Raw genomic sequence first — 20,332 nt, forward strand, 5'->3', positions numbered from 1 at the left:
AGAGGCCCAGACAATGAAACCCATCCGCCTGATGTCAGGCTTTTTTACGGTCGGGGTGTGGACACTGCTGAGCCGGGTCATGGGGTTCGCCCGTGACATTCTGATCGCGGGCTATCTGGGCACAGGGATCGCCGCGCAGGCGTTCATAGTCGCGTTTTCGCTGCCGAACCTGTTCCGCCGGTTTTTTGCCGAAGGCGCGTTCAACATGGCCTTTATTCCGATGTTTTCCAAAAAGCTGGAAGGCGAGGAGGACGCAAAGGTCTTTGCGCAGGATGCCTTTGTGGCAATGACAGTCATCCTGACCTTATTCACGGTAGCAGGGATTATCCTGATGCCGTGGCTGGTGACCGCGATGGCCAGCGGATTCCGTGACGACGCAAGGTTCGATCTGGCGGTGGAATACGGGCGGGTCGCGTTTCCTTATATCCTGTTCATCTCGCTTGCCGCGCTGCTGTCGGGCGTGCTGAACGCCACAGGTCGTTTCGTCGCGGCGGCCGCGGCACCCGTGATCCTGAACGTGGTGTTCATCGTGGCGATGCTGGTCACCGCCGCCTTGGGACGGGATATGACCGACAGTCTGGGCATGGGCGCTGACAGTGCGTTTGGGCTGAAAATCGGTGACAGTCTGGCGTTCGCCGTGCCGATTGCGGGGCTGTTGCAAATGGCCGTGGTCTGGTGGGCGGCGTCCAAGGCCGGTTTCACGATGAAACTGCGGATGCCGCGCTGGACGCCAGAGCTGAAAAAGCTGGCGATGATCGCGGCCCCCGCTGCGTTGGCGGGCGGTGTGGTCCAGATCAACCTGCTGGTCGGTCGGCAGGTTGCCAGTTTCTTTGACGGCGCTGTGGCGTGGCTGTCCTATGCCGACCGGCTGTATCAATTGCCGCTGGGTGTCGTCGGCATTGCCATCGGCGTGGTGCTGTTGCCCGATCTGTCGCGGCGGTTGCGGGCGGGCGACGATGCGGGCGGGCGCGATGCGTTCAACCGGGCGTCCGAACTGAGCCTTGCGCTGACCGTGCCCGCCGCGGTGGCGCTGCTGGTAATCCCGGTGCCGCTGACGTCCGTGCTGTTCCAGCGCGGTGCATTCACGCCCGAAGACACGACTGCCACGGCGCTTGCCGTTGCCGTCTATGGTTTGGGATTGCCCGCATTCGTGCTGCAAAAGTCACTGCAGCCACTGTTTTTCGCGCGCGAAGACACCCGGCGTCCGTTCAATTATGCGCTGGTGGCGATGGTGCTGAACCTGCTGATCGCCGTGGGGCTATCGCCGTTCATCGGTTTCATCGCGGCCGCACTTGGCACGACGGCGGTGGGTTGGATCATGGTGCTGCAACTGTGGATGGGGTCGCGCGACATGGGGGCTGCGGCCACATGGGACGACCGGTTCAAGGCGCGCATCTGGCGCATCGTCGGTGCGTCGGGCGTAATGGGGGCGATCCTGTTTGTGGCCAGCGCGACCATGGGGCCGTTTTTCGCGGCACCGGGGCTGCGGTATCTGGCGCTGGCGGTGCTGATTGCAATCGGGATTGTATCCTATTTCGCGGTCGGCCAGTTGCTGGGTGCGTTCAAATTGCAGGACTTTCGCCGCGCATTGCGCCGTTAACGCTGGCGCAGGCGGTCCAGCAGCGCTGCCCAGCCGCCCGGTGCCAGCACGATGGACGCAGCAAAGCCCACGGTGAAACCCGCGACATCCGCGACCCAGCGCAGCGTGCCGCCAAAGATCAGCGCAAACACCAGTTGCAGCGCCAGCAGGAAGCCGATCAGGCGGAACGCCTTGACCTGATTGCCACCTTGTTGGCCGATCCGCGTCCACAGCAAATAGGTGAATGCACCGATAAAACCGTAGACCGCAGGATACGCCCCGTACAGCGGCTGCGACCCGTCCGCGACCAATCCGAACGCCACCGCGCCTGCGATGGCGGATATGACGAACAGCAAGCCGGTTGCGACGGGATGAAAGACATCGCCCACGAATTTGCCCAGCGCCAGCAGCAGCGCACCCCCGAACAGCGCGTCGGTGAAACTGCCGTGGACAAACGCATAGGTGACAAAGCGTTTCAGCAGATCGAATGACAGATCGCCCCGCCAGACTACATAATCGACCACGGCGGGTGAAACCGCGTAATCCTGCACCACCGACAGACGCCAACCAATCGCCCCCGGTCCGCCAACAAGACCGATGGCACCGGCGGACATCGTCAGTTCAACCGCAAAGATCACAAGACACAGCGCCGTCACGACAGGCGGCAGGGCGTTGATGGGGCTTTCATAGGCCATGGGAATGCTTTCGGGTTGTTGCGGTTGGCGGTGCGCTCTGGCATGGGTATGCGACAAATCCACAGCCTACCAGTCCGGATGACCCCATGACCGAACCGACTTTTACCCCGCGCGTGTTTTCCGGCATCAAACCGTCAGGCGGGCTGACGCTGGGCAATTATCTGGGCGCGATCAAACGGTTTGTCGGGATGCAGGGCGCGATGGACACGATGTATTGCGTGGTCGATCTGCACGCGATCACCGTCTGGCAGGATCCCAAGGAATTGGCGCACGCCACCCGAGAGGTCGCGGCAGGCTATCTTGCCGCCGGTCTGGACCCCGCGCAATCGACCCTGTTCAACCAAAGCCGCGTATCCGCCCATGCAGAACTGGGCTGGATTTTCAACTGCGTGGCGCGGGTGGGCTGGATGAACCGGATGACGCAGTTCAAGGACAAGGCCGGGTCAAATGCGGAAAAGGTGTCGCTGGGCCTTTATGCCTATCCGTCGCTGATGGCCGCCGACATCCTGCTGTATCACGCGACACATGTGCCCGTGGGCGAAGATCAAAAACAGCACGTGGAACTGACACGCGATATCGCGGCAAAGTTCAACCATGACTTTGGCGTCGATTTCTTTCCCATGACCGACCCGGTGATCGACGGGCCCGCAACGCGGGTGATGAACCTGCGCGACGGGTCCAAGAAGATGTCGAAATCCGGTGAAAGCGACATGGAACGCATCAACATGCGCGACGATGCAGACACCATCGCCAAAAAATTCAAAAAGGCGAAAACAGATCCCGAACCCCTGCCCGAAACCCTTGACGGTCTCAAAGGTCGGGCAGAGGCGCGGAATCTTGTCGATATTTACGCCGCCCTGTCCGATACCACGTCTGAAGCCGTTATCGCCGAATATGCGGGCGCGGGCTGGGGGCGGTTCAAACCGGCACTGGCCGATCTGGCGGTGGATAAGCTGGCGCCGATCTCGACCGAGATGTCGCGCCTGATGGATGATCCGGCTGAAATCGACCGCATTCTGGCCGACGGCGCCGCCCGCGCCCGCGCCATTGCGGAACCGATCCTGGCGCGGACGTATGACATCGTGGGCCTGCTGCGCTGAGCTTGCGCGATTTTGCGCAGTAAACTGCGCGAACATGGCGGATGGTGCGTCTTTGCTTTGGACCCAAGATGGTAACAAAGGAGAGTTTGCCATGTCACACGCCCCCAACGGCACCACTGTCGGGCACGTTCATCTGCGGGTTGCCGATCTGGATCGCGCGATTGCGTTCTACCGCGACGTGCTGGGATTTTCCGTCATGCAGCGGATGGGCACGGGGGCCGCGTTCCTGTCGGCAGGCGGCTATCACCACCACATCGGGCTGAACACATGGCAATCCGCCGGGGCCACCCCCCCGCCGCCGGGCCATACGGGGCTGTATCACACTGCGTTTCTGTATCCCGACCGTGCCGCACTGGCCGCAGTGCTGCGCCGTGTGATGGATGCGGGTATCCCGCTGGACGGTGCCGCCGATCATGGCGTGTCCGAAGCCGTGTATCTGCGTGATCCCGATCAGAACGGCGTGGAACTGTATGTCGACCGTCCGTGTGTCGACTGGCCGCTGAACGCCGACGGCACGCTGGCAATGGTCAACGCAAGGTTCGATCTGGACGCCTTGCTGGCAGCCCATCCGGCCTGAACGTACTTTACGTCGCCGCGCCAGCGTCCTAACCCTGTGCCGATCAAAGCAGGGGAACCGGACATGGCGACGGGCAAAGAGATACGAACCTACTTCGAAGGCCGCTGGCACGATGCCGATCTGGCCGTGATGCGGGCTGCGGACCATGGGTCGTGGCTTGGCTCGACCGTGTTCGACGGGGCGCGTTATGCCAATGGCGTGGTGCCGGATCTTGCAGCACATTGCGCGCGGGTCAACCAATCGGCCAAGGCGCTGATGATCACGCCGACGGTCAGCACCGACGACATGGTGGCCATCGTGCGCGACGGATTGCGCGCCTATGCGCCCGGTACGCCGGTCTATATCCGCCCGATGTATTGGGCGCTGGATGGCGGTGATCTGGGGATCGTTCCGAAAGAAGGGTCCACCGGCTTTGCCATATCGCTTGAAGTGATCGACATGGCCCCGGACAGCGCATCGACCACCCTGACGACGACCCGTTTCCGTCGCCCCGTGATGGAAGACAACGTGGTCAACGCAAAGGCCGGTTGCCTGTATCCCAACAACGCGCGGATGCTGGCAGAGGCGCGCGCCAAGGGGTTCGGCAACGCGCTCGTCGCCGACATCATGGGCAACGTTGCGGAAACCGCCAGTGCCAATGTGTTCATGGTGCGCGACGGTGTCGTGCTGACCCCGATCCCGAACGGTACCTTTCTGGCCGGGATCACCCGCGCGCGCCACATCGCGAACCTGACCGCCGACGGCATTCAGGTCGTGGAAAAAGTGCTGACGTTCGACGATTTCCGCGCCGCCGACGAGGTGTTCCTGTCGGGCAACATGATGAAGGTCACGCCGGTCAGCGCCTTTGACGACCGGTCCTATAACGTCGGGCCAATGACCCACCGGGTCCGGAGTTTGTATTGGGACTGGGCGGCGTCCGAAACGCTCTGACCCGTTGCGTTGGACGGGCACGCGGGGCAGGATACGCCCGAAATGGGGGGATGTTATGCGCAAGTTTCTGGTCGTGCTGGATGACAGCAGGGAATGTCTGAACGCAATGCGCTATGCCGCGATGCGGGCATCGAAAACCGGCGGCGGCGTGACCGTGCTGTCTGTCATTCCGCCGGATGAATTCAACCATTGGATCGGCGTGGGCGAAATCATGCGCGAAGAAGCCCGCGAACGGATCGAGGTTCATTTTGAAGTGTTCGCCAAATGGATGCGGGACCGTCAGAACGTCGATCCCCAGCTGGTGATCCGCGAAGGAGAGCCGCTGCCGGAAATCATGGCGCAGATCGCGGATGATCCCGAAATCGGCGTGCTGGTGCTGGGTGCAGGCACAGACAACAAGGGCCCCGGCCCTCTTGTCAGCGCGCTGAGCCGTCAGGCAGGGACGTTCCATGTGCCGATCACCATCGTGCCGGGCGACCTGTCAAAGGAAAAGCTGGATGCGATCACATAATTTAGAACTGTTCTAAACCTTGACGACGGGCGGGTCAGGGCGCATATCTGTAGCCTGACACGAAAGGACGACGCCGATGTTCATCCAGACTGAATCGACACCGAACCCCGCGACGCTGAAATTTCTGCCCGGCCAGTCCGTGCTGGATGCAGGCACGGCGGACTTTCCGACAGCGGACGCTGCGGGCAGCTCTCCGCTTGCGCAACGGCTTTTTGCGGTAAATGGCGTGACCGGCGTATTCTTTGGCATCGACTTTGTGACAATCACAAAGGCGGATGACGTCGATTGGGACCATGTCAAACCGGCGCTGCTGGGTGCGATCATGGAACATTACCAGTCGGGCCAACCGGTCATGGGCGCGGATCACAAACCGGTCAGCGGTCATGCCGAACATGATGGCGAAGACGGTGCCATCGTCGACCAGATCAAGGAACTGCTGGACACCCGCGTGCGGCCCGCCGTGGCACAAGACGGGGGCGACATCACGTTCCACGGTTTCGAACGCGGCGTCGTTTATCTGCACATGCAGGGCGCCTGCGCGGGTTGCCCGTCGTCGACCCTGACGCTGAAGATGGGCATCGAAAACCTGTTGCGGCACTACATCCCCGAAGTTACCGAAGTGCGCCCCGTCGCCGCCTGATGGCCAACGCCACCACGGAGCTGACGACACCACCCGTCGTACTGGCCTTTGACACGTCGCTACCGCATTGCGCGGCAGCGCTGTGGCGCAAAGTCGTCTTGGATCATGTGTCCAAGGACATGACGCGCGGTCAGGCCGAACATCTGATGCCGATGTTGCAGGATCTGTTGGCCACGAACGGATTGGTTTGGTCAGACCTGAACCTGATTGCGGTCGGGATCGGGCCGGGGAATTTTACGGGAATACGCGTATCCGTTGCTGCTGCGCGCGGGCTTGGGCTGGCGTTGCAGATCCCCGTGATGGGCGTTTCGCTGTTTGATATTCTGCGCCAAGAACCCCACGGCGCAGAGCTTGTGACGCTGGATGCGCCGCGCGGACAGGTCCATGGCCAGCTATTCCGCGATGGTATCGCTACGGGCGCGCCCTGCCTGTTCGATCCAGCGGCACCGCCATCCGATCTGCACCTGTCCGGCCTTGTCGTGACCGGTGCTAGCGCCCACCAGATCGCGGACCATTTCGGTGCCACCGCGCGGGTTGCGGCCCCTGTGAATGTGGCGGCACGGATCGCAAGCTGTGCCGCGATCCGCTGGGCGCAGGGCGACCGCACCCCGCCCCGCCCTGCGCCGCTGTATGTCAGGCCCGCAGATGCGGCACCGCCCCGTGATGCGCCGCCCACAATCATCGCATGACACCGGACGCGCTAGCCACGTTGCACGCAGTCGCGTTTACGACCGATCGCCCGTGGTCCGCGCATGAATTCAAAGACTTGCTGTCACAGACCGGGGCCGTGCTGGCGGGGGATTACCGCGCTTTTGCACTGGGACGGTTCATTGCGCCCGAATTGGAAATCCTGACCGTGGCCTGCCATCCGGATCATCGCAGGCAGGGACTGGCGCGCAAGGCCGTGATGACGATTCTCGATCAGGCACAGATGCGCGGGGCAGAAACGGTATTTCTAGAAGTCGCATCCGACAACATCGCGGCCCGCACATTGTATGACGCGCTGGGATTCGCAAAGGTTGGCCAGCGGCGCGGCTATTATCAGCGGGCTGACGGGCCGCCTGTCGATGCGCTTGTGCTATCGAAAGCCATCGTCCCTTCGAACACTGCCTGATTTTTGACCAACTGGAAAAAAGAGGTTCGCGCCGCCAAGTAACGGTTGACCGCCGCCTTTGTGCGTTGCCTTATCTTTGGCTGAAGCAGTGTGAATTTTTCCTGCTCTGAAAGAGACGGGCGGCGTCAGATCGCCCGCAGCAACCCACGGGAGACCGACATGACCCACATGCATAAATTTTTCGGCGCAACCGCTGCGCTGGCCCTGACGGCCGGTGCCGCGATGGCCGACCCCGCCATCGTCTTTGACCTTGGTGGCAAGTTCGACAAATCCTTTAACGAAAGCGCGTTCAACGGTGCGACCCGCTGGGCCGAAGAAACCGGCGGCACCTTTGCCGAGGTGGAGCTCCAGTCCGACGCCCAGCGCGAACAGGCGCTGCGCCGGTTTGCGGAATCCGGCGCCAACCCGATCGTGATGGCTGGTTTTTCCTTTGCCACCCCGCTGGGTGACATCGCAGCCGATTACCCGGACACCGATTTCGTCATCATCGACGCCGTGGTCGACGCGCCGAACGTGAAATCCGTGGTATTCAACGAAGAACAGGGTAGCTATCTGGTTGGCATGATGGCCGCATTGGCATCCGAAACCGGCACAGTATCCTTTGTCGGTGGCATGGACATTCCGCTGATCCGTAAATTCGCCTGCGGCTATGCCCAAGGCGCAAAAGCAGTGAACCCCGACATCGAAGTGATCGCAAACATGACCGGCACGACACCTGCCGCATGGAACGATCCGGTCAAAGGCACCGAACTGGTGCTGGCGCAGAAATCCCAAGGGTCTGACGTGGTGTTTCAGGCCGCTGGCGGCACCGGCGTCGGCGTGCTGCAGGCTGCGGCCGACAACGACATGCTGGGCATTGGTGTCGATGCCAACCAGAACTACATGCACCCCGGTTCGGTTCTGACGTCGATGCTGAAGCGTGTGGACAACGCCGTCTATGACGCGTTTTCCGCTGGTGACGACATCGAAGCCGGTATTCAGGCGCTGGGTCTGGCCGACGAAGGCGTCGGATACGCCATGGACGAAAACAACGCCGAACTGGTAACTGCCGAAATGCAGGCCACGGTCGATGCTGCCGCAGAGCAGATCATCGCAGGCGAAGTGACCGTTCACGACTATATGTCCGACGAATCCTGCCCGGCGCTGTCCTTTTAAGGGCTGCGATCAGGCCGACATACGGGGCCGCGCCGATCTATTCGGCGCGGCCCTTTGCACGTAAGGGGACGCCATGACCGACCGCATCGCCAATTTCTTTGCTGCTTGGGGCGAAACCGACGCCGCGACGCGGCGGGCCAGCGTGGCCGATTGCATGGCGCCAGAATTCACCTATTCCGACCCCATGACCGACGGGCCGATCACGTCGCTTGATGCGCTTTGCGATTATCTGGGTGCCTTTGCGACACATGCCCCCGGCTGGACTGCAAAGGCACTGACCATCGACGAAAAAGACGGCTTTGCCCGCATCCTTGTGGGGTTCGGGGCAGACGGCACGTGGTCACAACATGGCACCTATTTTGCGCTGGAACGCGACAGCGGCATCGTGACCATGACAGGTTTCAAAGGCGCCGGAGGATTGCCGCAATGACCGCACCCGCCATCGAGCTAAAGGGCATATCCAAGGCGTTCGGCCCCGTTCAGGCCAACAAGGATATCAGCATCCGCGTCATGCCCGGCACGATCCACGGCATCATCGGGGAAAACGGCGCGGGCAAATCCACGCTGATGAGCATTCTTTACGGCTTTTACAAAGCCGATAAGGGCGAAATTCACATCGGCGGCAAGCGCACAGAGATTCCCGACAGCCAGTCCGCGATTGCGGCGGGGATTGGCATGGTTTTTCAGCATTTCAAGCTGGTCGAAAACTTTACCGTTCTAGAAAATATCATCCTTGGCGCCGAAGACAGCGGATTGCTGCGCCCGTCACTGGCGCGTGCGCGGCGCGAATTGCGCGCGCTGGCTGAAGAATACGAACTGAATGTCGATCCTGATGCCGTGGTCGAAGACATCGGCGTCGGGATGCAGCAGCGCGTCGAAATCCTGAAAGCGCTGTATCGGCAAGCAGACATCCTGATCCTGGACGAACCGACCGGCGTGCTGACCCCGGCAGAGGCGGATCATCTGTTCCGTATCCTTGAAAATCTGCGCCGCGAAGGCAAGACGATCATCCTGATCACCCATAAGCTGCGCGAAATCATGGATATCACGGACACCGTCAGCGTTATGCGCCGGGGTGAAATGACCGCGACGGTCAAGACGGCAGAGACATCTCCGGCGGAACTGGCGGAACTGATGGTGGGCCGCAAGGTGCTGTTGCGCGTGAATAAATCACCCGCGCGCGCCGGCGATGTCATTCTGGACGTCAAGGATTTGCACGTGACCGACGCCAAGGGCGTCCACCGGGTCAAGGGCGTCAGTTTTCAGGTCCGCGCAGGCGAAGTGCTGGGGATCGCCGGCGTGGCAGGCAATGGCCAAAGCGAGTTGCTGGAAGTGCTGGGCGGTTATGAAAAAGCCACCGGCACGATCACGATGAACGGCACGCCCATCGACCTGACAGGGACCAAATCCGATGGTCAAAGCCGCCGCAGACGCGGCATCGCACACGTGCCCGAAGACCGGCAGGCCGAAGGTCTGATCATGGACTACACGGCATGGGAAAATACCGCGTTCGGCTATCACCATGATGCGAAATACAGATCCGGGCTGTTCATGAACAACGGTGCGATCCTGGCCGACGCCACCGACAAGATGAAACGGTTCGATGTTCGCCCCCCCGATCCGAAACTGGCGGCCAAAAGTTTTTCAGGCGGCAACCAGCAAAAGATCGTTCTGGCCCGCGAAATCGAACGTAACCCCGACCTGCTGCTGATCGGTCAGCCGACGCGGGGTGTCGATATCGGTGCCATCGAATTCATTCACGAACAGATCATCGCCCTGCGCGATCAGGGCAAGGCGATCCTGCTGGTGTCAGTGGAGCTGGAAGAAATTCTGGCCCTGTCCGACCGGATCGCGGTGATGTTCGACGGGCATATCATGGGCGAACGCGACCCGGCATCGACCAACGAAAAGGAACTGGGCCTGCTGATGGCCGGGATGACAGGCAATCCCGACACCGTCAGCGTCGACCAGATCGAAGACAACCTTGCCCATGTCGGCAGAAAGGGCTGAACGATGGATGTGATGCCAAAATGGGCCGAGGTTATTCTGGTGCCGCTGATATCGCTTTTGCTGGCGGCCATACTTTCGGCCATCGTGATTCTTGCGATCGGTGAAAACCCGTGGGACGCATTGAAATTGATGGTGGATGGCGCGCTGGGGTCGACCTATGGCTGGGGATACACGCTGTATTACGCCACCAATTTCATCTTTACCGGCCTTGCTGTCGCCATCGCGTTCCATGCGCGCATGTTCAACATCGGTGGCGAAGGTCAGGCAGTGCTGGGTGGGCTGGGCGTGGCGCTGGTCTGTCTGTATATCCCGTTTCCGCATTGGTCGCTGGCACTGATTGCGGCCAGCGTGGGGGCGGCATTGTTCGGCGCGGCATGGGCGTTCATTCCCGCGATCCTGCAGGCCAAACGCGGCAGTCATATCGTCATCACGACGATCATGTTCAACTTTATCGCCGCAGCCCTGCTGAACTATCTGCTGGTCGGGGCGCTGAAACCTGCTGGCAGCATGGAACCGGCGACGGGCAAATTTCCGGAATCGACGAACCTGCCCAGCTTTCAGGATATGTTCTCTTTTGGGGAAGCGACGCTTTTCCGTGGTGCCCCTGCAAATATCAGTTTTTTCGTCGCGGTGGCTGCCTGTATCGCCCTGTGGGCGCTGATCTGGCGCACCCGGCTGGGCTATGAGATTCGCGCCTTTGGCCATTCGGAATCCGCGGCAAAATACGCGGGCATCAGTCCGACAAAGATCATCGTGATCTCGATGCTGATTTCCGGCGGACTGGCGGGCATGATGGCGATCAACAATGTGCAGGGCGAAGCAGAACGTCTGGTGCTGAACGCCGTCGAGGGTGCGGGTTTCATCGGGATCGCCGTGGCGCTGATGGGGCGTAGCCACCCACTGGGTGTGTTTCTGGCAGCGATCCTGTTTGGCTTTCTATATCAGGGTGGCGCGGAACTGGCACTGTGGACGTCGATCCCGCGCGAGCTGATCATCGTCATTCAGGCGCTGGTGATCCTGTTCACCGGTGCGTTGGACAACATGGTGCGTGGCCCGCTGGAACGCCTGTTCCTGCTGCGCCGCCAGCCGCCCAAACCCGACCGCAAATCGACCAGTGCCGAAGGGGCGAACTGATGGACCTGATCACCCTTTTGCAATTGCTGGATTCGACCCTGCGGCTGGCGACGCCGCTGCTGCTGGCCTGTCTGGCCGGGTTGTTTTCCGAACGTGCCGGGATTTTCGACATCGGGCTTGAAGGCAAGATGCTGGCCGCGGCGTTCCTGTCTGCGGCTGTCGCCTATGCCACAGGCAACGTGTGGGTTGGTCTGTTGGCGGGTATTTTCGCGTCACTGCTGCTGTCTGCCATTCACGGGCTTGCGTCGATCACCTTTCGCGGGAACCAGTTGATTTCGGGGGTGGCGATCAACTTCCTTGCGGCCGGTCTGACCGTCGTGATCGCGCAAAGCTGGTTTGCCCAAGGGGGGCGCACGCCGCAACTGTCGGGCGCGGGCCGGTTCAACCCGATCACCCTGCCCGGCGCAGATGCGCTGCGCGATGTGCCCATCCTTGGCCCGATCTATTACGAACTGATTTCAGGCCACACCATCATCGTCTATATGGCGCTGCTGATCGTGCCGCTGACCGCTTGGGTGCTGTTTTCCACGCGGTTTGGCCTGCGGCTGCGTGCGGTGGGTGAAAACCCCGCCGCCGTGGATACCGCTGGCGTCAGTGTCGTGGGTATGCGGTTTGCCGCTGTCGCAATCTGTGGCGTTTTGTGCGGCATCGCGGGCGCCTATCTGGCAACGGCACTGCAGGCCGGGTTCACCAAGGACATGAGTGCCGGACGCGGTTACATCGCGCTGGCGGCCCTGATTTTCGCGAAATGGCGCCCGGTTTATTGCCTGTGGGCCTGCCTGCTGTTCGGGTTCCTGCAAGCCATCGCGCTGCGGTCCGACCTGATCGAACGTGTCCTGCAGTTCAACATCCAGTCGCAATTGCTGGACGCCCTGCCCTATATCCTGACCGTCGTCATTCTGGCCGGGTTTGTTGGCAAAGCGGTACCACCCCGCGCGGGTGGCGAGCCCTATGTAAAAGAACGCTAACCCGCGTTTGACACTTTTGCGCGTAGCGCGTTTTGTAGGGGACAACAAAGTCCGCTGCCGGGACAGTCATGCAGATATATCTACCCATTGCCGAGGTATCGGTCGACGCTTTCCTGCTGTTGGGCTTGGGCGGTCTGGTCGGCGTGCTGTCGGGCATGTTCGGCGTCGGCGGCGGGTTCCTGATTACGCCGCTGCTGTTTTTTGTCGGCATTCCGCCCGCCGTCGCGGTTGCCACGTCCACCAACCAGATCGTCGCGTCCAGCTTTTCCGCACTGCTGGCGCATCTGAAACGCAAGACCGTCGACCTGCGGATGGGGTCGGTCCTGCTGGTCGGTGGCCTGATCGGGTCGACGCTGGGCCTGATCCTGTTCAACTACCTGCGCAGTCTGGGTCAGGTCGACTTGCTGGTGAACCTGTTCTACGTGATCTTTCTGGGGATCATCGGTTTTCTGATGCTGTTCGAAAGCGTCAACGCCATCCGGCGCGCGCGCAACCCGGCGGGCAAACGCAAACCGCGGCGGCACCACAACTGGGTGCATAACCTGCCTTTCAAAATCAAATTCAGGGTGTCGGGGCTGTATATCTCTGTCGTGCCACCGCTGCTGGTGGGCGTGTTGGTGGGCGTCTTGTCCGCGATCATGGGGGTCGGGGGCGGCTTTATCATGGTGCCCGCGATGATCTATCTTCTGGGCATGCCGACCAAGGTGGTGATCGGCACATCACTGTTCCAGATCCTGTTCGTCACATCCTATACCACGATGCTGCATGCCACGACGAACTATACCGTCGATATCGTGCTGGCGTTGCTTTTGATCGTGGGCGGCGTGATCGGTGCGCAGTTCGGCACAATACTCGGCCTGAAGCTAAAGGCCGAACAACTCCGCATCCTGCTGGCGTTGCTGGTGTTGCTGGTCTGCGGCAAGCTTGCACTGGATCTGCTTTTGCAACCGTCAGAGCTGTATTCCGTCAGCGTGGGGGAAATCTGATGCTGCGCCTGTTGCTGTTGTGCCTTTGCTTTGCCGGTGCGGCGCGCGCCGAAACCATCGTGTTGGGGCTTAGCCAGGATTCCGTGTCGATCACCGCGACATTCGATGGCGACGACATCCTGATTTTCGGTGCGGTGCGCCGCGACGCGCCGGCACCCACCCAAAGCGGCGATCTGGGCGTCATCATCACCGTGGCTGGCCCCGATCAACGCCTGTCCGTCTATCGCAAGGCGCGACGGCTGGGCATCTGGGTCAATACACAAGAGGTAGAGGTCGATCACGCGCCGTCGTTCTACGCGGTCGCCACATCCGGCCCGATACGGGATGTCCTGCGCGACACATCAGACCTGCGCGACAGCATTACGATCCCCCGCGCAATCCGGTCGGTCGGCACCGGGGTCTACGACAGCGAGGCGTTCATCGAAGCGCTGATCCGCATTCGCGGAAACGCAGACCTGTATCAAACACAAATCGGCGGCGTCGATCTGGAACAGGACACGCTGTTCCGCGCGTCATTCGACCTGCCCGCTAACCTGACCGAAGGCGATTACGTCGCGCGAATCTTTCTGACCCGCGACGGTGTTCCGATCGACGAATCCAGCACGATCATTCCCGTGCAAAAGGTCGGGCTGGAACGCTGGCTGTATAACCTGGCCCATGCGGACCCGCTGATTTACGGGTTTTTGTCGCTGATTATCGCAGCGGCGGCAGGCTGGGCCGCATCCGCCGGGTTCGCGATGCTGCGGCGTTAATCGTCGGTCGCTTCTGCCTGCAACACCAACGGCGCCGGGCCGCTTTGCAGATCATCGACCCGCAGGACCGGCGTCTCGGGCTTGCCCAACCGGTTACGGACGACCCAGCGCAACTGTGTTTCCGCACGCGTGATCGCCACATAGGCCAGCCGTTTCCACAGGGGTTGGCCTGCCTCGACGCGACCCATGCGGGACGCCATTTCAATATCGGGGGCAAAGACCTGCACGGTATCCCATTGCGATCCTTGCGCCTTGTGGATCGTGACGGCGGCACCATGCAGGAACGTCGCCCCCATCTTGGCGGCAAAGGGGATGAACGGTTCTTCGTCGCCTTCGTGTTCGATCTTGACGATGCTGGCCGCCGACATTTGCGGATCAAGCGCACCGATGACGTGTAACCGGCTGAAACCCGGTCGCTTGCCCGGTCCCAGATAAACCACCTGTGCGCCTTTGATCAGACCGCGCGCTTCCAGATCAAGACGCTTCTTGCGGTGCTTCATCGGCAGTTCAATACCGTCGCAGATCAGCGGTTCGCCTTCCAGCAGGCTGTCACTGGGCGCGTTGAATGCGGCCCGAAAGGCGTGGATCAGGCGGATGCGCGTCTTGTTCGTCCAGACCAGCACCGGGGACCGCGCCATCAAATCGGATTCGACCCGCTGCGCCATGACGACCCGTTCGTCCCGCGCCGCCGCATCCGCAACCATCCGTTCAAAGTGGTAGAAATCCAACATCGGATCAGCCAGCGCATGGGCCAGATCAAGGATCGGGTTATCCGCGTCTTGACGGTGAATCCGGCTAAGTGTCTGGACGCGACTGGCTGGCAGCGTTTCGAACACCATGCCACCACTGGATTGCACCGGCGGCAACTGTGCCGGATCACCGAACAGCAAAAGCGTCGGAAAAATCTCGCGCAGGTCCTGAAACTGCTTTTCGTCCAGCATAGACGATTCGTCGACGAACCCGATGTCCAACGGTTCTTCGCGCCGTTTCCAGCCGGTGATGAAATCACTACCGCGCAGGCCGGCAGCGGCGAGTGCGGCAGGGATGGATTTGTGCAGCTCATAGGACGCGGCGGCCCGGTCAAGCGACAGATCGGTCAGGCCCTCGATTTCGGGCCGTTCGCCCTGCCCGGCCAGCCATTCCGCGACGCGTTCGTATTCGGGATCGTAAACAGGGGTGTACAGGATGCGGTGAATCGTCGTGGCGGGCACACCGCGATTGCGCAGCACGCTGGCCGCCTTGTTTGTCGGCGCAAGGATCGCAAGTGTGCGGCGGTTGGTGCGCTTTTTGCTTTCGTAATCGCCCGATACGATATCGACGCCTGCCTGTTCAAGTGCGCGGTACAATGCGGCCAGCAACATGGTTTTGCCACTGCCCGCCTTGCCGATGACCGCCATCACGTCGGACGCATCGGTCTGTGGCGGTTGCAACAGGTCGCCGTCCAGATCAACGCCCGCCTGCCGCAGGATCAGGGCCACGTTGTCCCAAGCCTGCGCCTGATCATCGGAAAAAGTAATCGCGGGGGATGTCATGGGGCGACACTACCTGTGCAAGGACGCCCCTGCCAGCGCAATCAGGCCACAAGCGGAGGCGTAACGGGGCGGCCAAAAGCGCGGCGGAACCACAGTTCCGACACATCCGATGACACACCCGCACGGCGCAGCACCCTGAGTCGATCCGTCGGACGATAGGGCCAAAGGCCGACGCTGATTCGGTCGCGGCCTGTTCCGCTGCTGCCCAAGACCTGCGGTGCGGCACCAATGGCATTGTAGATGCGGATCATCCGCGCGTCGAACACGCCCAGCAAATGCGTCAGACCGTGGCCGCGCATCAACTCTCCGCCTGCCAGCATCAGGATTCCAGCCACTTTGACAGTGGCATCGGGCGCCAGACAAAAGCGCGTGCATTCCCAGATCAGGGGGGAATCGATGGTGCAGTCCAGCAAGCCTGCAAAATGGTCTGTCACCATGGTCCGCCCATCCATCGGCAGAAACCGCATTGACCCACCGTGCACACCGGGCGCGGGTTCCCAGATCACATAAAGCGGGTTCAGCCCATCGTATGCGTCGCATTCGCCGCCATTTTCATCGACGTTGACATTCCAGCCCAGCCGGTCGTGAAACTGCGTGGCGCGGTCGCGGTGCATCGCATCGCGCAGCGCCGGATAGCTGCGCAATTCGGCACCATATAGGTATCTGATCATCGGTCCGGCCTTTTCAGGGGAAAGACCGTTACCTTTTGTCAGCGATGGTTAGTGATTGCCTGCAAGTGCGGTTGCTGGATCGGTGGTTTGCGCAACGCTGCGGCCCGGCCAATCACCTTTGGCGTCGCGGATCGCCCCGCCGCTGACGATCAGCCCTTCGGTCAGGGCGCGGGCCACGGCATGATCGGTATTCAGCGCGCCCAGCTTCAACCGTGCGCTTTCAATGTAACTTCGCAGGGTGTGTTCCGAAATCTTCAGAATTTCGGCCGCCTGACTACGGGCATAGCCCATGGCAAGGAACGTCAGTGCGTCGACTTCTCTGGGTGACAGCTGGATGGTCGGTTGCGGTGACCGCCCCTGTCGTAATTGCAGCGCCTTGTCGTTCAGCACATGCGCGACAAGGATCAGGTCGCGCTGATGGGTGCCTGTGAAATCGTCCCACTCTGGGTCCGTACACGTGCTGGACACGGTAAACAGCGCGAACTGGCCATTGGGGCCACGGATCGGAATCGAAAACCCCTGATTGCCAATCCCATGGGCCAGCGCGTCGCGTCGCAGATCCCGTGCGGCGCGCGACGACCAATCTAGGCTTTTCCAGTCCACCGGGCGGAACCGCTGAAAGCAGCCCAACACGACCGGATCAATGCGAATATAATCGCGGTCCTGATAACGCTGCGCCCACGCAGGGGCATAGGTCCCAAACCCGAATTGTTCGCCATCGACGCTGATCCAATGATAAACTAGATGATCGACACCAAGCGCCGTGCGCAGTTTGATCGCGCATTCCTGAAGCTCGGTTAACGTATCCGCGGCTTCAAGCGCTGCCAGACAGGATCGTGGGGTCGTTCTGGTCTCCATTTGTCCGATCCGTCACCTTTTCCGGTGCCGCCGCGATTTCAGCCGAGGCAACGATGGCTGCTTCCCGCATGCGGTCAGCAACCAGTGGTAATCCATTCTGGGTGGCAAAGTTTTCCAGATCGGCGAGCACGTCGATGATCCATCTTTGACCCACGGCAACCATCCCTTCAAAGTCGTTAACAGATCGTTAACGCCATATCTTAACATTTACCTTTTGTGATCGCCTACCCACCGCTTTGCGCCCGTCTTTTATGGGGGAGCGTCCCACCGTAAGGCCCCGGAAACAATAAAGCCCGCCCCTGTCGGGCGGGCCTTATGTGTCATGTAAGGGCGGGATCAACCGCGCTGTTCAGACCTTGCGTCTTCGACCGTGCGCAGCCCGGTGCGGGGGCTTTGGACGAGAACTGCCATGTTGCCCGGTTTGTGCTGGTTTTTGCGCATCTTGGTGTGGGCCGCGGGGATATCGTCCCAACCGAACACTTCTGACATACAAGGATCAAGACGCCGTTCGATCATCAGCTGGTTCGCCGCCGATGCCTGTTTGAGGTTGGCGAAATGGCTGCCCTGCAGACGCTTCTGGTGCATCCACATATAGCGCACATCGAACGTCAGGTTATAGCCGGTGGTGCCCGCGCAGATCACGACCATACCGCCACGCTTGCACACAAAGGTGGACACCGGAAACGTTGCTTCACCGGGGTGTTCGAACACCATGTCGACATTCACACCCTTGCCGGTAATGTCCCAGATCGCCTTGCCGAACTTGCGGGTTTCCTTGAACCAATCGGCGTATTCCGGCGTGTTCACGGTGGGCATCTGACCCCAGCAATTGAAATCGTTGCGGTTCAGCACGCCCTTTGCGCCCAATGACATGACGAATTCGCGCTTCGATTCATCCGAAATGACACCGATTGCATTGGCACCAGCGGTATTGATCAACTGGATCGCGTAGGACCCCAGACCACCGGACGCCCCCCAGACCAGCACATTCTGACCGGGTTTCAGTTCGTGGGGATGGTGACCGAACAGCATCCGGTAGGCGGTCGCCAGCGTCAGCGTGTAACAGGCGGCTTCTTCCCATGTCAGATGTTTGGGGCGCGCCATCAATTGCTGCGACTGCACACAGGTGAACTGGGCAAAGCTGCCGTCGGGCGTTTCATAGCCCCAGATCCGCTGGCTGGGGCTGTCCATGGGATCGCCACCGTTGCAATGTTCATCGTCGCCATCGTCCTGATTGCAGTGAATCACGACCTCGTCGCCGACTTTCCAGCGTTTGACCTTGTCGCCCACCGCCCAGATGATCCCCGACGCGTCCGATCCTGCGATGTGATAATCGGCCTTGTGGACGTCAAAAGGGCTAAGCGGGATGCCAAGGCCAGCCCAGACGCCGTTATAATTCACGCCTGCGGCCATCACCATGACCAGCACTTCGTTACTGTCGGGGCGCGGCACATCGACGACTTCGATTTCAAACGCCTTGTCGGGTTCGCCGTGGCGTTCGCGCCGGATGGTCCAAGCATACATCTGGTCCGGCACATGGCCCAACGGCGGCAGTTGGCCGACCTCGTACAGGGTTTTTTCTTCCGGTTGTCCGGTCGTGCTTTGATCCAGTGCCATGTCCGTCTCCATCGCGATAATCCACATACCTGCCGCACCGCAGAATCGATGCTTTCCAATTACTATGCGGTTGCAGCGTAACTTTGCAACCCCGTGGAGTCCGATTTTGTAATTTAGTTTCGTAGTGAATTTTATGTTGATGGCAATTCAGGGAAATGGTGCGCGATGCTGTTGGCGTAGTAGGGCAGGACTTCTGCACCAGTGGGTGTGATTTCCAGTCCCTGATCTGTCTCGCGCAGCAGACCACGCCCGATCAGGCGGGTCAGCGTGTCATCCACCAGCACGTCGGGGCTGCGCTGCGGCAGCGGCATATCCTGTTCTTCCAGTGCGGATAGACAGGCACGGGTGCGGTCCAACAGGTTGTCACGGCTTAGACCCGGCGTTTCCAGCAACAGCCGGGCGATCAGCGGTGTGGCCAGCACAGGCACGACCTGACGCACACGGTCCATCAGTTCCGTGGCGACCGCTTTGGTCGGATCACCGGTCACGGTGTCCAGAAACAACGACAGTTCCAACGGCTGCCCGAACCCGACGGATGCCGTGCCAAATGTATCGAAGCGCCCTGTCACTCGCTGCCAAAGATGCGATGCAACGCCGCTGACGATCGCCCGGTTGGGCGGACGGAACCGCCTGTTGCCACGTTTGTATGCGCGTATCAAAAACTGGTCTTCGATCGTGCGGTCATAGTTCAGGCCAACAGGAATAAAGATGACGTCGCGGTCGCCGGGCCGATAGTTGCCAACGATATAGCTGAGCAAACCCAGCTTCGGCTCGCGGACCTCTCCGGTCAGGGACAATCCACCCTCTGGGAAAATCGCCTGCGTGACACCGCCGTCGGTCGCCATCTGAACGTAGCGCGCCAGCACCCGGCGATACAGGTTGCCACCCGATCGCCGCCGGATGAAATACGCCCCCAGCGCACGGATCAGACCGGACAAGGGCCAGACCCGCGCCCATTCCCCGACAGCATAAGACAATGCGCCCGCCCTGCTGACCAAATAGGTGACAAGAACGTAATCCATGTTCGACCGATGGTTCATCACAAAGATGATCGTCGCATTGGGATCAAGTGACGCCAGTTCCTGCCGGGGAAAGGTGGCGATCCGCACCCGATACAGCGAATTCGACAGCCAGCGCGCCAGCCGCATCCCGAAACTGAAATAGGCGGTCGCGGAAAAACTGGGCACGATTTCGCGGGCATATTTCTGCGCCTTTTCGAACGCGACGTTTTCGGGCACGTTATGTTCGGTCGCATGTTCAACGATGGCTGCCGTGACTTCTGGATCGTAGATCAAGCGCTGGATCATGTCGTGCCGCCGCGCCAGTTTGAACGGTTCGATCGGACGGGCAAGCCGTTCGTTCAACCGCGCGATCACGCGCTCTGCCCGTTTGCGGAAAAACCACCGCACGGACGGAAACAGGAAATGGGACGCGAACGTCACCGCGGCAAAAATCAGGATAAGCCAAAAGGCCCAAAGCGGTAAGGTGACAGGCTGCGTCATG

General features: G+C 60.7%; 22 protein-coding genes. 15 read left to right on the forward strand and 7 right to left on the reverse strand.

Translation table 11 applies throughout. The annotated features are described in order from the left end of the window. The first annotated feature begins 13 nt into the window (after positions 1-13). On the forward strand, positions 14-1,600 hold the full coding sequence (gene murJ / locus GZH79_RS02995) for a murein biosynthesis integral membrane protein MurJ (protein WP_211641691.1): 1,587 nt from the start codon (positions 14-16) through the stop codon (positions 1,598-1,600). Here murJ and GZH79_RS03000 read toward each other — a convergent pair. Beyond that, entirely contained in the window at positions 1,597-2,274 is a 678-nt protein-coding gene (locus GZH79_RS03000; RefSeq protein WP_211641693.1) for a rhomboid family intramembrane serine protease, read from the reverse strand. The two genes, murJ and GZH79_RS03000, sit on opposite strands and share 4 nt — an antisense overlap. 86 nt (positions 2,275-2,360) lie before the next feature. Here GZH79_RS03000 and trpS point away from each other — a divergent pair, with 86 nt between their 5' ends. The 14 genes from trpS (at position 2,361) to GZH79_RS03070 (ending at position 14,151) form a co-directional block, all read left to right on the forward strand. Next, a complete protein-coding gene (trpS, locus tag GZH79_RS03005) occupies positions 2,361-3,374 on the forward strand; it encodes a tryptophan--tRNA ligase (protein WP_211641696.1) in 1,014 nt (337 codons plus the stop codon). 91 nt (positions 3,375-3,465) lie between these two features. After that, a complete protein-coding gene (locus GZH79_RS03010) occupies positions 3,466-3,951 on the forward strand; it encodes a VOC family protein (protein WP_211641697.1) in 486 nt (161 codons plus the stop codon). 63 nt (positions 3,952-4,014) lie between these two features. Further along, positions 4,015-4,881, forward strand: coding sequence for a branched-chain amino acid aminotransferase (locus GZH79_RS03015; protein WP_211641698.1), 867 nt, complete (start codon positions 4,015-4,017; stop codon positions 4,879-4,881). Between the two features lie 55 nt (positions 4,882-4,936). Continuing rightward, positions 4,937-5,392: a universal stress protein gene (locus GZH79_RS03020; RefSeq protein WP_211641699.1), complete on the forward strand. Its 456-nt coding sequence runs from the start codon at positions 4,937-4,939 to the stop codon at positions 5,390-5,392. Positions 5,393-5,468: 76 nt separating this feature from the next. Then, entirely contained in the window at positions 5,469-6,032 is a 564-nt protein-coding gene (locus GZH79_RS03025) for a NifU family protein (RefSeq protein ID WP_211641700.1), read from the forward strand. Next, positions 6,032-6,721 (forward strand): tRNA (adenosine(37)-N6)-threonylcarbamoyltransferase complex dimerization subunit type 1 TsaB, encoded by a 690-nt coding sequence (tsaB, locus tag GZH79_RS03030; protein WP_211641701.1) that lies wholly within the window; start codon positions 6,032-6,034, stop codon positions 6,719-6,721. Before GZH79_RS03025 ends, tsaB begins: the two co-directional genes overlap by 1 nt. Continuing rightward, positions 6,718-7,146, forward strand: a complete 429-nt coding sequence (locus GZH79_RS03035) for a GNAT family N-acetyltransferase (protein ID WP_211641702.1) — start codon at positions 6,718-6,720, stop codon at positions 7,144-7,146. Before tsaB ends, GZH79_RS03035 begins: the two co-directional genes overlap by 4 nt. A 159-nt stretch (positions 7,147-7,305) precedes the next feature. Beyond that, entirely contained in the window at positions 7,306-8,301 is a 996-nt protein-coding gene (locus GZH79_RS03040) for a BMP family ABC transporter substrate-binding protein (RefSeq protein WP_211641704.1), read from the forward strand. A gap of 73 nt (positions 8,302-8,374) precedes the next feature. Beyond that, positions 8,375-8,731, forward strand: coding sequence for a nuclear transport factor 2 family protein (locus tag GZH79_RS03045; protein ID WP_211641707.1), 357 nt, complete (start codon positions 8,375-8,377; stop codon positions 8,729-8,731). Further along, positions 8,728-10,311, forward strand: coding sequence for an ABC transporter ATP-binding protein (locus GZH79_RS03050; RefSeq protein WP_211641709.1), 1,584 nt, complete (start codon positions 8,728-8,730; stop codon positions 10,309-10,311). Before GZH79_RS03045 ends, GZH79_RS03050 begins: the two co-directional genes overlap by 4 nt. Positions 10,312-10,314: 3 nt before the next feature. Next, positions 10,315-11,445, forward strand: coding sequence for an ABC transporter permease (locus GZH79_RS03055; protein ID WP_211641711.1), 1,131 nt, complete (start codon positions 10,315-10,317; stop codon positions 11,443-11,445). After that, positions 11,445-12,413, forward strand: coding sequence for an ABC transporter permease (locus tag GZH79_RS03060; protein WP_211641713.1), 969 nt, complete (start codon positions 11,445-11,447; stop codon positions 12,411-12,413). Before GZH79_RS03055 ends, GZH79_RS03060 begins: the two co-directional genes overlap by 1 nt. Positions 12,414-12,481: 68 nt before the next feature. After that, positions 12,482-13,399, forward strand: a complete 918-nt coding sequence (locus tag GZH79_RS03065) for a sulfite exporter TauE/SafE family protein (protein ID WP_211641715.1) — start codon at positions 12,482-12,484, stop codon at positions 13,397-13,399. Then, positions 13,399-14,151, forward strand: a complete 753-nt coding sequence (locus tag GZH79_RS03070; protein ID WP_211641720.1) for a TIGR02186 family protein — start codon at positions 13,399-13,401, stop codon at positions 14,149-14,151. The genes GZH79_RS03065 and GZH79_RS03070 overlap by 1 nt, the downstream gene beginning before the upstream one ends. Here GZH79_RS03070 and GZH79_RS03075 read toward each other — a convergent pair. From GZH79_RS03075 to GZH79_RS03100, 6 genes are all read right to left on the reverse strand, one after another. Next, entirely contained in the window at positions 14,148-15,683 is a 1,536-nt protein-coding gene (locus tag GZH79_RS03075) for an AAA family ATPase (protein ID WP_211641721.1), read from the reverse strand. The genes GZH79_RS03070 and GZH79_RS03075 overlap by 4 nt on opposite strands. Before the next feature lie 41 nt (positions 15,684-15,724). Then, entirely contained in the window at positions 15,725-16,354 is a 630-nt protein-coding gene (locus GZH79_RS03080) for an acyl-homoserine-lactone synthase (RefSeq protein ID WP_211641722.1), read from the reverse strand. 48 nt (positions 16,355-16,402) lie between these two features. Beyond that, positions 16,403-17,212, reverse strand: a complete 810-nt coding sequence (locus GZH79_RS03085) for an autoinducer binding domain-containing protein (RefSeq protein WP_211641723.1) — start codon at positions 17,210-17,212, stop codon at positions 16,403-16,405. Beyond that, positions 17,169-17,366 (reverse strand): hypothetical protein, encoded by a 198-nt coding sequence (locus tag GZH79_RS03090; RefSeq protein ID WP_211641725.1) that lies wholly within the window; start codon positions 17,364-17,366, stop codon positions 17,169-17,171. Before GZH79_RS03090 ends, GZH79_RS03085 begins: the two co-directional genes overlap by 44 nt. A gap of 182 nt (positions 17,367-17,548) precedes the next feature. Beyond that, the gene (gene ccrA, locus GZH79_RS03095) at positions 17,549-18,829 is read right to left on the reverse strand and encodes a crotonyl-CoA carboxylase/reductase (protein WP_211641727.1); all 1,281 of its coding nucleotides are present in this window, start codon (positions 18,827-18,829) and stop codon (positions 17,549-17,551) included. Positions 18,830-18,960: 131 nt separating this feature from the next. Next, positions 18,961-20,331 carry a 1-acyl-sn-glycerol-3-phosphate acyltransferase gene (locus GZH79_RS03100; RefSeq protein WP_211641729.1) on the reverse strand — a complete coding sequence of 457 codons (1,371 nt, stop codon included), beginning with the start codon at positions 20,329-20,331 and terminating at the stop codon, positions 18,961-18,963. Between the last annotated feature and the right edge of the window lies 1 nt (position 20,332).

It is taken from the genome of Loktanella sp. SALINAS62 (assembly GCF_018263905.1).
In the GTDB taxonomy this organism is placed as follows: domain Bacteria; phylum Pseudomonadota; class Alphaproteobacteria; order Rhodobacterales; family Rhodobacteraceae; genus Loktanella.